This window comes from Vibrio sp. SALL6 (genome assembly GCF_002002385.1).
In the GTDB taxonomy this organism is placed as follows: domain Bacteria; phylum Pseudomonadota; class Gammaproteobacteria; order Enterobacterales; family Vibrionaceae; genus Vibrio; species Vibrio parahaemolyticus.
The window spans coordinates 346,668-360,528 of record NZ_MQVK01000006.1 but is presented as its reverse complement, the minus strand read 5'-3'; the positions used below and the strand labels follow the sequence as shown (position 1 = coordinate 360,528).

The window sequence follows — 13,861 nt, the reverse complement described above, 5'->3', positions numbered from 1 at the left end:
CGGTAGCAAACCCCAACTTAGTGGAATGCAAGTCACTAAAAATCATCAATTTTGATCTTTTTTAGAAAATTTTTAATTTTCAAATTAATCATTAGTGACAAGCGACCGCCTCTAGTTAGTGACTAGGGAATATCCCAAGGCCTGAAAGAAATAGTGATAAACTAAGGAGACTAAGATGGCTTTATCAATGCACACTAACTACGCATCACTTGTAACTCAAAACACTCTAAACAGCACAAGTGGTCTTTTAAATACTGCGATGGAGCGTCTAAGCACGGGTTTCCGCGTAAATTCAGCTTCTGATGACGCTGCAGGTCTACAAATTGCTAACCGTTTGGAAGCTCAAACTCGCGGCATGTCTGTAGCAATGCGTAACGCTCAAGACGGCATCTCTATGATGCAAACTGCTGAAGGTGCAATGGAAGAGATGACTAACATCACTTACCGTATGAACGACCTAGCAACACAATCTTTGAACGGTTCAAACAGTGATAAAGACCGCGCAGCAATGGACGCTGAGTTCAAGCAGCTTTCAGCTGAACTAAACAACATCATGGGCAACACATCTTTTGGTGGTCAAAAACTACTAGCTGCTGGTGGTGGTTTTGAAGCGGGCGCAGTTACTTTCCAAATCGGTGCTTCTTCAGCTGAAACTCTAGACGTAGACGCATCTGCAAGCATCAAAAAAGTAGCGGCTACACTTGCTGACGCAGCTATCACTGACGGTATCGGTGACGCAACTAAAGCTAAAGCAGCTCTTGATAAAATCAGTGATGCTGGTGGCCTTATCGAAGATATCGGTGCTACTCGTGCGCAGTTTGGTGCAAACATCAACCGTCTAGAGCACACAATGACTAACCTAGGCAACATGGTTGAGAACACTTCTGCAGCTAAAGGCCGTATCATGGATGCAGACTTCGCAGTAGAATCTTCAAACATGACTAAGAACCAAATGCTTATGCAAGCTGGTACTACAGTTCTTTCTAAAACTAACCAGCTACCTAGTATGGCAATGTCTCTACTTCGTTAATAACGAATTAGAACGTACGATATTGTTAATATGTACAAAAGCAAAAGCCTCCCTATGGGAGGCTTTTTTATCACCTACGTATATAAATAGAGCTTGTATTCCCGCATTGTTCTTCAGGAACCCTAAAGCCTATTTTTCGCATCATGTTGTGAAGTACTTTGTTAAATAGCTCCAATTCAACTGTCTCGCTTCCCTGTCCTTGTTGATAAGTTTTTAACTCAGGGAAAGTGGATATCGCTTCCTGCTGGATACTGGCCAATTCATCCGCATTAATATTTTGTTTGCTCAGTAACTTAGCACTAATAAATGTCTCGTAAGATCGAGCGCATTTCATCAGTCGTAAAACAAATTCATTCATTTCTGTCGTTCTTTTCTAAGTGATAGCCTGACGTTGGTAAGGTGCGCTAAAACACCAAAATATGCCGAGTTAAAAGATACCAAAAATCGATGTACTTCCTCTGTAGGAATAGTCCTATTTACATAGCAGGAAACACCTAAAGCAGGCTTTATTAACGGCTTAATCAACACGTCACATTCCTAAAATGAATTAAATATTTTCAGCTTTTTAGTCGCCTTGTCTTATAGGGAAACACTAGATGTTTTCGAGAGGAAGGCGGAACACATAAGGTGGAAAATACACTTCCTCTCAAATTTAAATAGTATCGCAAGTCAATGTTTTAAAAGCATATTTAAGTTAGGCACGTATCTTGCGGTAAGACATACTTTCAAGGCATAGAGTTACGCCAATTACCAATGAGAGAGGGAGTAAGCTCGTGAGTTCAATAGATCCAGCAACCTTTGCAGCCCAGTTCGCGCAGATCGAAATTCAACCTTTTAAACAACGCTACCAACTGCAAACCAATACGTATCAATCTCAGCTATCTGCTCTGGGTAAAGTTGAGAGTGCCATGCGTGAGTTCCGCACTGCGCTCAACGAAATGAACAGCAGCACAAACAGCATCATTAAAAACTCCACCTCCATCTCTCAAGAAGGCTACTTTACTGCAAATGCAGACGCTAAGGCTCTATCGGGTAGTTATCAGATATTCGTCGAGCAAGTAGCAACGTCACACCAAGTTTCTACTGGAATGCCAGCAGATCTAGACGCAACCACTGAAATCCCAAAAACAGGAAATCTTGAGTTCACCATCAACGGTAAAACAATGACGATTGATCTATCAACGGTCGATACCGACGGTGATGGTGTAACGACGGTGAGTGACCTAACGAAAGCGATCAATAACAACAGTGATAACCCAGGTGTAAACGCAACCTTGGTACGCTCAAATGGTCAGACTCACTTCATGCTTTCAAGCACTGAAACCGGCGTCGCTAACCAAATCAACGTGTCCGCAACGGGCACAGGCCAAGCGTGGTTTGAAGATGCATTCACAAACCTTAGTCAAATCAGTGCCCCCCAAGATGCCGTGATCTGGTTGGGTGCAGAGAAAACTGGTCTAAAACTCACTAACTCGAGCAATACGTTTGAAGGTGTTATCGATGGCGTAGACATTACCGTAACCAAGGCTCAGACCTCTGGAGAAACCGCGATTGGTTTAGGTATCGGCGCTGATGACGAAGCAACCAAAGAGCAGCTCAATAAGTTCGTAGACGCCTACAACACTTTGATATCTACAATTGATGAACACACACAAATCGGCAGTGAAGATAAAAAACGCGGTGTTCTAGCTAGCGACCCAACCATGCGCTCAATTGAAAGCCAACTATCAAGCCTTGTCCGAGGCGAGCACGGCGGCATGCGCTTAAGCGAAATAGGCGTAACGTTGGATCGCCATGGCAAATTGAAAGTGGACCAAGAAAAATTTGCAGAGGCACAAAAAAACAACAGTGCAGGCTTAGAAGCAATGTTCAATGGCGACGGTGCATTACTTGACTCAATGGATGCCATGGCCGAACCATTCCTCAAATTTTCTTCTGGTGCGTTCAAATCTCGTAAAGAAGCGCTGCAAGCAAACTTAGATCGCCTCTCAGACAAACAAACCACTTTAGAACGTAAGTACGACATGTCGTACAAGCGTTACCTAAAACAATTCACTCAAATGAATACATTAATGACCCAAATGAACCAAACCATGTCAATGTTTGGCTAAGGCTTTAGGAGAAGATCTCATGCTTATGGACTCCGGTTACGACTCATACCAACAAGTCGACCTCGATGCTCAAGCGGCAGCAGCAAACCCTCATCAACTTGTCATCATGCTTATTGATGGCTTACTCGATGAAATTGAACGCATTCGTGGACATCTTGCTGCGAAGCGTTTGGCAGAGAAAGGCGCTGGCATCAATAAATGTATGAACATTTTAATTGGATTAACCAGTGCCCTTGATGACGAAAATGGTGGCGAAATTGCAGAGAACTTGCGCCAACTGTACGACTTCTGTCAAGTCGAACTGTACTACGCAAGCGTACAAAATGACGCTGACCGTTTAATGAACGTCGAACGTGTAATGGGTAATATTCGTGAAGGTTGGATGAATTTTGGACAACAAGCATAAAGTGTCGCCAGAGCGATTCCGTCACTTATCTCAGCTAATCCAATTCGCCACTAAGACGGCGGATTGGCACGCGCTAAAACGCCATGATTTGCAGCTTCGAGAGCTGCTTATCAGTCATAAGCCGTTTTTGAAAGATCCCAAATTAGCACCTGAGATTCAGCGTGCTAAATCCGTGCACGCGGATGCTTTTGCTGCATTAGAGAAAGCCACTGGTGAGCTCAAAAAAGAGATGAACATGGCGAACGATCAACAAGAGCGTGCCATGGCATATCAACTAGCGATGACAATGGAGATGACACAATGATGATTTCTTCTTCACTGCCATCGTCAAATGCCACTTCATCTTCAGAAGGCCGAATCACGCAAGCAAAAGACGTTCAAGGCTTTTCGCAGCGCAGTGCTTCAGGGCAAACACCTCTGAATCAATCCGCAGCATTATCAGAGCAAGCAGTACCAAGCTTTCGCCTTGCTGCACAAACTTTCTCAAGTGAAGAGCGCAAAGAGGCGACAACTGCAACAACGGAAGAAAATGCTGCTGTTGACACCACTGGAATGAATGTTCTTCTCAGTGCAACAACGCCAACTGAAACACCAGACCTTGCAGCGCAAGCGCAAACCTTGACGCAAGGCATGCTAACCATGGCTGAGAAATCGGTTGCGTCGTTCAACAAAGTCAATCCGTTGGAAGTAAAAGGTGAAGCAAAAACAACAAGCCCAGCGCAAGCTAATGCCTTGTTAAACACATCACCGCAACAACAAGATATTCAAACTAGCCAAACGACTTCTGCGAATGCACGCGTGAACACCTCTGCCGTAGACTTTCAAGCATTGTTGAACCAAACAGCACAAGGGCAAGCAACGACTGCACCACTGAACGTTCAAACTTCTGCTCCGTCCGCTCAAGCAGTGAGTGCTGCGACAGTGGCTCATGCTCATACGCAAGGCTCAGAGTGGGCAGCAGTGAAAGTGGACACAAGTGCAGGCAAATGGGGCGAGCAGATGATGCAGGTGCTGCATGACCGAGTCACCTTGCAAGCACAGCAAAGTGTTCAGGAAGCGAAAATCCGTCTCGATCCGCCCGATCTAGGTAAACTGGATTTACTCGTTCGTGTTGAGGGCGATCGATTGAGCGTACAGATCAACGCAAACACGGCGGCAACACGTGAAGCCTTGATGCAAGTATCGGAACGCTTACGCACTGAACTACAAGAACAAAACTTCGTCCATGTTGATGTCAATGTAGGTGCAGACCAAGGTCAAGAGCGCCATCAACAAAAGATGAATGACGAAGACACCACAATTTTCGCTGCACGTGAGTCCAGCGCATTTCAATCCAATACAACAACAAACTATTCAGAACACTGGCTGAACACTCAAGCCTAAGTTAGTCATCGAGGAAAAAGGTTATGACCAAACAACAAATGATCGCCATGTTTATCGCCATGATCATCACCAGCGCCCTCGTTTCGGCCGCCACCATCATGGGTGGTATTTGGTATCTCAATAAACAGGCACAAGATTCAGGTGAAACCAGCTCACTGCTTGAGAACTCTCCTTTGTCTTTTCTTGTGACTGAACAACCAACCAGCAAAGGCCCAAGCTTTCACCCTCTAGACAAAGTTGTGCTGAGCATTAAAGGCAAGAAACAGACGCACTTTGTCATGCTAGAGCTGGCTATTGAGACCCGTCGACCAGAACGTATTAAAGACATCGATAACTACATGCCAATGGTTCAAAACTCGCTTTTGAAGCTGTTTAGCGACAAAACTTTCGATGAACTGCAACAGACAGGCGCGATCGATATTCTGCAAAACGAAGTGAAGCAAACGCTGTTGGTAGCCTTTGCGAAGACTGACATCGTGCGTGATATCGATGATGTACTGCTGACGAAATACGTTGTGCAATAACGGAGCACAACCATGTTAGACATGAACCTTCAAGAAACGTACACCGCACCAGAGGAAGTGAACACACCATCACGCCCGATTGATGAAAACGCACTTTTGCAACGTCATCAAGTGATGGTGAAACGCGTAGTTAACCAGCTTCGCGTTCATGCCACTTCCCATTGCAGTATCGAAGATATGCAGCAAATTGGTCTTATCGCGCTGGTTGAAGCAGGACGTCGTTATGGAGACATTGACGATACTCACTTCCCGGCGTTTGCGGTTTGCCGTGTACGCGGCGCGATCTTAGATGAACTGCGCCGTTTAGACTGGCGCTCACGTAAGACACGTCAGCAAGCCCATGAGCTTAACGACGTCACACGTGACCTCACCCGCTCGTTAGGTCGCATGCCAACGGACTCAGAAATCATCAAAGCTCTCGGCACCGACGAGCAAGATTATTACAACCGTCAAAACGCGGCGCTTGCAGGTGAAATGCAAAGTCTCGATCAACTGATGGAAAACAGCACCGACAGCCACTTTGGTGGGCAATACGACGGCATGGAGCACGAGCACATTCGTCGTAGCTTAGACAGCGCACTAGGCCGACTGTCAAAGCGAGATCAATTGCTACTGACGCTGTTTTATCAACACGAACTCAATTTACACGAAATAGCCCTCGTCTTGGATCTGACGCCACCTCGAATTTGTCAGCTTCATAAACAAGCGCTGAAACAACTCAACCAATTAATGTCCTCTTAGGAGTCACAAGATGCAAAAGTTTTTAGGAGTCCTCACTATCCTTGTGTGTGTCTTCGGCGGATACATGTGGGCTGGCGGTAAGCTAGGTGCAATTTGGCAACCAGCAGAATTTCTGATCATCATCGGCGCGGCAGCGGGTTCTCTCATTATTGGTAACCCACCACACGTGCTGAAAGAGATGCGCCAACAAGTGCCAGCAACCATCAAAGGTCCAACTGAAGAGTACGAGTACTACATGGAGCTGATGGCGCTATTAAACAACCTGCTAGAAACAGCGCGTAGCCGTGGTTTCAAGTTTTTGGATTCTCACATCGAAGCACCAGAACAAAGCTCTATCTTCCTGATGTACCCGCTAGTTTCTGAGGATCATCGTCTGATTTCGTTCATTACTGATAATTTACGTTTAATGGCGATGGGACAAATGTCGCCTCATGAATTAGAGGGACTGTTAGAACAAGAAATCGAAGCTATCCAGAACGAGCTGCTGCTGCCTTCACGCTCATTACAGCGTACCGCAGAAGCACTACCTGGTTTCGGTATTCTTGCCGCAGTTGGTGGCATCATCATCACTATGCAAGCCATAGATGGTTCTATTGCGCTCATTGGCTATCACGTAGCCGCTGCCCTTGTAGGTACATTCATTGGTATTTTTGGTTGTTACTGTGGTCTAGATCCACTAAGTAACGCCATGGCTCAGCGAGTGAAACGTAATATGACCGCTTTTGAATGCGTACGCGCAACGCTCGTTGCTTACGTCGCTAAAAAGCCAACATTGCTCGCCATCGACGCTGGCCGTAAACACATTCAGCTAGACATCAAACCAACATTCAACCAAATGGAGAAGTGGTTAGCTGAACAGGAGGGATAATGCAAAAACAAGAGCATGTAGTGTTCAAACGTGCCAAAGCTCACGGCCATGACGAACCTCATGGCGGCGCGTGGAAAGTCGCGTTTGCTGACTTCATGATCGCCCTAATGGCGCTGTTTCTTGTGCTTTGGGTCATGCAAGTGGTGGATAAAGAAGAGCGTAAAGCGATTGTTGCCCACTTGCATAGCTCAAGCGTGTTCGACAAGAGTTACGGCAATCCATTTGATACCTCACAAAGTATCTCTCCTATCGACTTGGCACAGGACTCTTCTGTGCCAAGTAAACACAATTCCAATCACGTTGTGAGCTCTTATTTTCAAGGTGACGGTGATGGTCCAGAAATTAACTCTCTAGTTCCTGGCACCTTCGACACCCAAGAGCAACTTGCTGCTCTGGCAAAAGTTATCGAAGAGATGACCGCGCAGATCAACGCGCAAGGAAACGTCAACGTTACTGTGACACCACAAGGCTTGCGTATCGTGTTGCAAGACGATTACAAACAGCACATGTTCAGTCGTGGTGGAGCCGAGCTTACGCCATTTTTTGAAGATTTACTGTTGGCACTTGCCCCTCTTTTCGAGCAAGTAACCAACCCATTGATCATCAGTGGTCATACCGATGCGATTCCGTTTAAGAAACGTTTTGGTCGTCAGTCGAACTGGGCGCTGTCGGCATCGCGTGCTGATGTGGCGAGAAAAACGCTGGTTGAAGGCGGAATGCCTGATGATCGCGTCATGCAAGTTACTGGCATGTCAGATCGAGCGTTGCTGAACCCAGATGAGCCAGATTCAAGCGAAAACCGTCGAATCGAACTGTTTATTCTGACAACACCAGCAGCAAAAGTGCTTGAGACCTTATTTGGCAATCAAGATAACAGCGAGCTGCAAAAAGCGAAACAAAAAGCGGAATTTAACCAACCCGTTATTCGACAAGAAGTGATCCGTTACTCGGCGGACGCAGAAAAACAAGAAGCGAAAATCCAAGCACTATAACGCTTGTCAACGCCATAAACCACAAAGGTCACCTCGCCCAGCTGGTGACCTTTTTAATCCCTAATCCAATTGCCGTGACTTTTAGTAGAGTTCAATATGCACGAGCCAATGCCCGACACAAAAAGACGTGATATGTTGAAGAAAGCCTTTTTATGGCTAATCATCTTCGACTATTTATTATTGGCGTTTTTTCTTACCCAACTCTCTAGCCTCAACCTAAACAGTGGCACCATGATCAGCCTGCTGCTCGTGGTTTACAATGTTCTGCTTGTGTCGTTGTGTTTTCAACGAACCAACAAGCAAGACTCATACATCATCTACCCAGTGTTATCAGCAACGTTGCTCGCTTTTGTCTGCTTCCTTTACTTTTTTTTTCTGGTTTAAGAGCCCCATAACCTAATCAAGCACGCGTTCACTGATCATACGATTGAACGCAACAAGGTCAAATGAGCCTTTAATTTCAAACCGAACTCGTCCCACTTCACTTAAGAAAAACTCAATTTCGCAATCGAGATCAAACGTGCCGGAAGTCTCAATAGAGAATGCATTGATCTTACTGTAAGGCAGCGACGTGTAATCCACTTTTGAGCCCGTAATCCCTTGCACATTCGCCGCAATCACTCGTTTGTTGGTAAACACCACTTGGTCACGAACGGTTTTAAAAGCGGCGAAAATGGTCTCACCATCAATCAAAAATTTGTGGAAATCATCTCTGACTTTGGAAACGTCAATAGGCTTAAGCTTGAACACAGAGGAGTTATCGAAGTCGATCATGAGTCGTCCTTTAAATAGGCTGAAAAACGAATTTCTCAACGTATCAGACCACACCGGTTTTGCCTATCTACCTCAACCGTTTTTGCTTGATTCATCTACTGCAAAACCCAAATTACTTCCAACCCTGCCGCCATAACTCTGGGTCTTTCAGATCTTGCCAGTTAATCTCTTGCTCACGTTTACTCATAACGGCTTCAATGACACATTTCACAACATTGCCGTCTTCATCCAGTTCCATTTCAGTTACGACAAAGTGCTTCTCTTTATTTTTAGGTGACGTCGCCGTCCATTTGCTGTGCAATAGTTTCTTTGGGTGAATTCTATTCATCGCAGTATACCAATTTAACTTTCATCTCTATGTATACGACTGAATACCAAGAGAGAATCAGATTTTATTTTTAAGCATCCACGAAAGAGAAAAGCCGCAAAAGAGGTCATCCCCCAATGCGGCCTTACTTACAACCCACTTAGGTCTTTTGACCGTTCAAACGAGGGTTTAAGTACTGACTCTGTAGCAACTGCAACGCCTTACCTACCAGCACAATCACCACCGCGCCGATCAGTACTGGCGTGAACAGAAAGCTCCACCCCTGCCCAGATGCCATGATCAAGATAGGATTTGCGCCCGCAGGTGGATGCGTTGTCTTCGTAATCAGCATCGCTGACACACCTAACCCAGTCGCAATCGCGAGGGTGATTGGCGTGATCTCAACGTATTGACTAAACGCAATACCGATAGATGCCGTAATGAAGTGACCAATGATCACGTTTTTTGGTTGAGCTAGAGGGCTGCTAGGCACCCCAAACACCAACACCGCCGTAGCACCAAATGGCGCCATGAGAAGTACAACCTCAGTAAGAGATACCTCGGCGTAAGACAACACACCAATAGCCAATGTCGCACCAAGCCCCGCGACCAAAGATAAAATTAAATTATTCATAAACACCTCAAGGTAGACCGAATTGTCTACAAATTAAAATAGACAAATCTGTCTACCTTTGTCAATATGTGTTTGTAGAACTTTTTGAGGACGTAGTTATGAACAAAAAGAAACAGTTATTGATCGACACCGCGTTGTCGCTGTTTTACAAACAGGGCATCAACTCCATTGGCATCAATGAAGTCCTTAAAGTTTCTGGCGTGGCTAAACGCACGCTGTACAGCCATTTTGAAAGCAAAGAAGCGCTCATCCTCGCCGCACTAGAACAACGCCACCAAATCTTCATGGCGTGGCTAGAGGAAAAACTGTCATCAGCACAATCGAGTACAGACGTAATCGACCAGTTGTTTACCGCGCTTAACGGCTGGTTTCATGGTTCTGAGGAAAAATTGGGCGAGTTTCGCGGCTGTTTCTTCATCAACACGTCCGCCGAATTCAGTGACGACAGCGGCGAGATCGCAACGTATTGCCGCCACCATAAACAACAGGTTCGTGAGCTAATTCAACGCTATCTCAAATCAGACAACACATCATTACTCGATGCCATCTGCATCATGAAAGAAGGTGCCATCACCACCGCTTACATGACAAAAGAGTACGACGACGTCACAAAGAAATGCGTGGAAATTTTGCACAAGCTGTAATGCGTTCAGGCGTAGTAATTAGCTAATTAAGTATTCAAACAAAAAGGCACCTATCGGTGCCTTCTGCATTAACTGGGGTTGAGATCATCACAACTCGTGTTCGGTACGGGCGATGATGTCATCCTGCGCGTCTGGTGATAGCGCGGTAAAGAAGGCTGAATAGCCCGCGACTCGTACGACAAGGTCACGATATTGCTCAGGGTTCTTCTTCGCTGCCAGCAAGATTTCACGAGAGACGATGTTGTACTGCACGTGCCAACCTTTGTGGTGATTAAAGAAGGTACGAATCAGCATCGATAGCTTGAGCTTATCTCCTTCTGAAGCGACAACCGCTGGGCTTAACTTCTGGTTAAGCAGCACACCACCCAAGATTTTATTGGCTTGAATTTTACCGACTGAGTTGTACACCGCCGTTGGTCCCAAACGGTCAGAGCCCGATGCTGGACTTGCGCCTTCCGCCAGTGGCGTTTTCGCTTTTCGACCATCTGGTGTTGCCATCGTGGATGCGCCAAATGGCACGTTAGCAGAGATGCTCGATGTTCCCGCGTAGTAGCCACCACCAATTGGTCCGCGCCCATAACGTGTGTTGACAAATTGCGCCAACTCATCGATATAAACTTGGTAAGCATCAGCCAGCAGTTGGTCGACATAATCGTCGTCATTGCCGTATTTTGGCGCGAAGTTGATTAAGCGTTGGCGAAGTTGTTCGTTCTCAATACCATCGAAGTCTTCTTCTAATGCTTTTGCCAGTTCCGTTTGGCTGATTTGTGCTTCTTCAAACACCAAATGTTTGATCGCCGCCAAACTGTTACCCAAATTGGCGATACCCACTTGCAGGCCAGATACCCAATCGTATTTCGCTCCGCCTTCTTTTACTGTTTTACCGCGCGCCAAACAGTCATCCACCAGCGATGAGCAGAAAATATCTTGCGCTTGCTGCTCAAGCACGCTGTCGACTACAGTATCAATCTCAATCGATTTACGTGTGTAGTAGCGAATTTGCTCCGCCCAAGAAGCGGTGACTTGATCAAAACTCTCGAAGTTGCCTTTTGCCAACGACTTATCATGCGGCAAGAAGGCTTTGCCCGTCGTTGCATCCACACCTTCGTTAAGCGCAGCCAGTAAAATACGCGCAAAATTAATAAAGCTCATGCCCGTGCAACGGTAACCCCATTTGCCTGGAACAGCGGTTTCAATACAGCCAATAGACGCATAGTTGTAAGCGTCTGCTTTCTCAACGCCTAGCTTGATGAACTCTGGAATGACGATTTCATCGTTGTTGAATGCAGGCATACCGAATCCGCATTTGATCACTTCAATACAGCCCATCAAGAACTCTTGATTCAGACCTTCATGATAGCGAACACTCAAGTTCGGTTGTGTGGAACGTAGCTGACCAGAAGACTCTAAAATCGCCCAAGATAGCGGATTTACGGCGTCTTCAGGTTCTCCATTCTCATTCAGCTTTTGGCCACCGATACAGACATTTTGATACAGCGGAGAACCTGCCGATGCTTTTGAGTGCGCACCAGAGCGAATCTTGTTTACTTCAAGCAATTTCAACCAACAGCTTTGCAATAACTCAAGGGCGAACGCTTTGTTCATCGCGCCACTTTCAAGATCACGCACGTAGTAGTCGTTTAGGAACTGGTCCATCCGACCGAATGAAACAGAGTGGCCATTCGATTCAATTTGCAACATCAACTGCACAAAATAGCTCAGTTGCAGAGCTTGCCAGAAGTTGGTTGGCGCATGGAAAGCCACATGACGACAGTTTTCTGCGATTGTCTCCAGTTCTGCTTTCCTCTCTGGTCGAGTTTCGTTTTGTGCCATTTCCAGAGCGAGATCGGCGTAACTCACGATGTGCTCCTGAATCGCAAGCAAGACAATTTCGACGGACTTATAAAACTGCTCTTTCTTCAATCCTTCATACGTCGACACGTCGTTATTAGCTCGATGCTGACGAACCTCATCCAGCAGACCGTTCATACCGATCTTCAGGATTTTTTCGTTATCCACAGCAAGGTGCGCGTCGCCCGAAGTCATGTTGCCTTCGGCTTTAATGATGGTGCTGGCTAAGATCTCTTGCTGCTCGTCGGTAAAGAGTCCATAGCAGCGATCTTGAACCGTTTTACCGCGCCAGTATGGCGTAATGGCGTGAATGCTTTGTTTGTCCTCTTCACTTACCGCAAAACCAGCCCCAGGTCTGTCGGCCAGTTCGTCGATTTCCGCTTCAATCCAACGCACCGTGTATTCAGGAAAGATTGGCGCAGCGCGTACTTTGCTCGCTTGGTTACCGACAATCAGCTCGTCGTGCTTAATCCAAATGGTACGAGTGCGTAAGTGCTCTTGTAGCGCCAGCGCTCGTTGCACAATCACAGGTTTGTCTACATTTGCCTGATACGCTCGAGTATAAGCCTCTGCGCGCTCAGTACAGATAGGCGGCGTTACGATGTTGACCAGTGCCGATTTGTGGGCTTTGATTCGCTCTGGAAGGGTATGTAGGTCCATGGTTAACCTCTAACAATCACGTTAAGTTGAGTATGTTCGCTTGCGTATTGCATTGCGTTTTCTAGCAGTTCTGGATTATTTAATGGTTTGTCAGAACACTCGTAAGGCATATCGAGCAAACGGTATTTATTGATGCCGAGGGTGTGATACGGCAGCAAGTGGAGTTCTTGACAGCTTTCTAAAGAAGCAGCGAAGTCAATGATCGCTTTGAGCTCATCAATGGTGTCATTGAAGCCCGGCACAACCGGCACGCGAATAACAATACGTTTGGCAATTGGTGCCAATTTTCTAAAATTGTCTTTGATGCGTTTTAACGATCCCTTCGCCCAGCAGAGAAACTTTTCTTCGTCGGTGTGTTTAAGATCCGCTAACCAGCAATCAATATACGGCGCGACTTTTTCTACGTTTTTCCACGGAACATGCATGCACGACTCCACCGCCGTAGACACGTGGTTTTGATGCAAACGTTCGGCAAGTTCTGCCACAAGATTTGGCTGCATCAGCGGCTCGCCACCAGAAAACGTCACGCCACCTTGGCTTTGATCGTAAAAAGGCTTGTCTTTCATTAACACTTCAAACAAGTCGTCCGATTTCGCCGCTTCTCCACATATGCTGAGCGCTTGTGTTGGACATACGTTTCGCAGCGCTATGATCTGCGCCTCGCTCATGGCTTTTCGATTGATGATGATTTGATCGTCAATGCGTCGGATACCATCGCTTGCCATGTCGCCGTTTACGGTTTGTTTATAAGCCGACACACAAAGCTGGCAGTCCGCTATACAACTGCGCTCATCAAACAGCAGAGAGTGCTTTTCACTGCGGCTTTCTGGGTTTTGGCACCAAGGACAGGACAAACTGCATCCCTTCAGAAACAGAATGGTGCGAATACCATCACCATCGTGGGTCGAGAACCTCTGAATATTGAAATACATTGCT

17 protein-coding genes are annotated in these 13,861 nt (G+C 46.2%); 11 read left to right on the top strand and 6 right to left on the bottom strand.

The window, feature by feature from the left end; translation table 11 throughout:
- Positions 1-175 precede the first annotated feature (175 nt).
- Positions 176-1,030 carry a lateral flagellin LafA gene (gene lafA, locus BIW15_RS03555; protein WP_005462780.1) on the top strand — a complete coding sequence of 285 codons (855 nt, stop codon included), beginning with the start codon at positions 176-178 and terminating at the stop codon, positions 1,028-1,030.
- Between the two features lie 70 nt (positions 1,031-1,100).
- Here lafA and BIW15_RS25250 read toward each other — a convergent pair whose 3' ends face one another.
- Positions 1,101-1,388, bottom strand: coding sequence for a hypothetical protein (locus BIW15_RS25250; RefSeq protein WP_005499873.1), 288 nt, complete (start codon positions 1,386-1,388; stop codon positions 1,101-1,103).
- A gap of 415 nt (positions 1,389-1,803) precedes the next feature.
- Between BIW15_RS25250 and fliD the strand changes: the two genes are divergently transcribed.
- The 9 genes from fliD (at position 1,804) to BIW15_RS03505 (ending at position 8,439) form a co-directional block, all read left to right on the top strand.
- Positions 1,804-3,141, top strand: coding sequence for a flagellar filament capping protein FliD (fliD, locus tag BIW15_RS03545; RefSeq protein WP_005462779.1), 1,338 nt, complete (start codon positions 1,804-1,806; stop codon positions 3,139-3,141).
- A 19-nt stretch (positions 3,142-3,160) separates the two neighbouring features.
- On the top strand, positions 3,161-3,547 hold the full coding sequence (fliS, locus tag BIW15_RS03540; protein WP_005462778.1) for a flagellar export chaperone FliS: 387 nt from the start codon (positions 3,161-3,163) through the stop codon (positions 3,545-3,547).
- Positions 3,531-3,851: a hypothetical protein gene (locus BIW15_RS03535; protein WP_005478392.1), complete on the top strand. Its 321-nt coding sequence runs from the start codon at positions 3,531-3,533 to the stop codon at positions 3,849-3,851. The genes fliS and BIW15_RS03535 overlap by 17 nt, the downstream gene beginning before the upstream one ends.
- A complete protein-coding gene (locus BIW15_RS03530) occupies positions 3,848-4,930 on the top strand; it encodes a flagellar hook-length control protein FliK (protein ID WP_179115217.1) in 1,083 nt (360 codons plus the stop codon). The genes BIW15_RS03535 and BIW15_RS03530 overlap by 4 nt, the downstream gene beginning before the upstream one ends.
- A gap of 23 nt (positions 4,931-4,953) precedes the next feature.
- Positions 4,954-5,454, top strand: coding sequence for a flagellar basal body-associated protein FliL (gene fliL / locus BIW15_RS03525; protein ID WP_005462773.1), 501 nt, complete (start codon positions 4,954-4,956; stop codon positions 5,452-5,454).
- Positions 5,455-5,466: 12 nt separating this feature from the next.
- Positions 5,467-6,195 carry a lateral flagellar system RNA polymerase sigma factor LafS gene (gene lafS, locus BIW15_RS03520; RefSeq protein WP_025573599.1) on the top strand — a complete coding sequence of 243 codons (729 nt, stop codon included), beginning with the start codon at positions 5,467-5,469 and terminating at the stop codon, positions 6,193-6,195.
- Between the two features lie 10 nt (positions 6,196-6,205).
- Positions 6,206-7,063, top strand: a complete 858-nt coding sequence (gene motA / locus BIW15_RS03515; protein ID WP_005462768.1) for a flagellar motor stator protein MotA — start codon at positions 6,206-6,208, stop codon at positions 7,061-7,063.
- A complete protein-coding gene (locus BIW15_RS03510) occupies positions 7,063-8,055 on the top strand; it encodes a flagellar motor protein MotB (protein ID WP_020838216.1) in 993 nt (330 codons plus the stop codon). The genes motA and BIW15_RS03510 overlap by 1 nt, the downstream gene beginning before the upstream one ends.
- Positions 8,056-8,151: 96 nt before the next feature.
- On the top strand, positions 8,152-8,439 hold the full coding sequence (locus BIW15_RS03505) for a hypothetical protein (RefSeq protein ID WP_005499880.1): 288 nt from the start codon (positions 8,152-8,154) through the stop codon (positions 8,437-8,439).
- 12 nt (positions 8,440-8,451) lie between these two features.
- Here BIW15_RS03505 and BIW15_RS03500 read toward each other — a convergent pair whose 3' ends face one another.
- The 3 genes from BIW15_RS03500 to BIW15_RS03490 all read right to left on the bottom strand — a co-directional run bounded on the left by BIW15_RS03500 (position 8,452) and on the right by BIW15_RS03490 (position 9,770).
- Positions 8,452-8,829: a PH domain-containing protein gene (locus BIW15_RS03500; protein WP_005499881.1), complete on the bottom strand. Its 378-nt coding sequence runs from the start codon at positions 8,827-8,829 to the stop codon at positions 8,452-8,454.
- Between the two features lie 112 nt (positions 8,830-8,941).
- Complete coding sequence (locus BIW15_RS03495; RefSeq protein ID WP_077280584.1) at positions 8,942-9,157, bottom strand: TIGR02450 family Trp-rich protein; 216 nt, start codon at positions 9,155-9,157, stop codon at positions 8,942-8,944.
- Between the two features lie 139 nt (positions 9,158-9,296).
- The gene (locus tag BIW15_RS03490; RefSeq protein ID WP_005462762.1) at positions 9,297-9,770 is read right to left on the bottom strand and encodes an HPP family protein; all 474 of its coding nucleotides are present in this window, start codon (positions 9,768-9,770) and stop codon (positions 9,297-9,299) included.
- Between the two features lie 98 nt (positions 9,771-9,868).
- Here BIW15_RS03490 and BIW15_RS03485 point away from each other — a divergent pair, with 98 nt between their 5' ends.
- A complete protein-coding gene (locus tag BIW15_RS03485; RefSeq protein WP_015313610.1) occupies positions 9,869-10,414 on the top strand; it encodes a TetR/AcrR family transcriptional regulator in 546 nt (181 codons plus the stop codon).
- A gap of 87 nt (positions 10,415-10,501) precedes the next feature.
- On the opposite strand, the gene BIW15_RS03480 is transcribed toward BIW15_RS03485, so the two are convergent.
- Both BIW15_RS03480 and BIW15_RS03475 read right to left on the bottom strand, forming a co-directional pair.
- Positions 10,502-12,925, bottom strand: coding sequence for a formate C-acetyltransferase/glycerol dehydratase family glycyl radical enzyme (locus BIW15_RS03480; protein WP_077280583.1), 2,424 nt, complete (start codon positions 12,923-12,925; stop codon positions 10,502-10,504).
- Positions 12,926-12,927: 2 nt separating this feature from the next.
- Positions 12,928-13,857, bottom strand: a complete 930-nt coding sequence (locus BIW15_RS03475) for a glycyl-radical enzyme activating protein (RefSeq protein WP_025557705.1) — start codon at positions 13,855-13,857, stop codon at positions 12,928-12,930.
- Between the last annotated feature and the right edge of the window lie 4 nt (positions 13,858-13,861).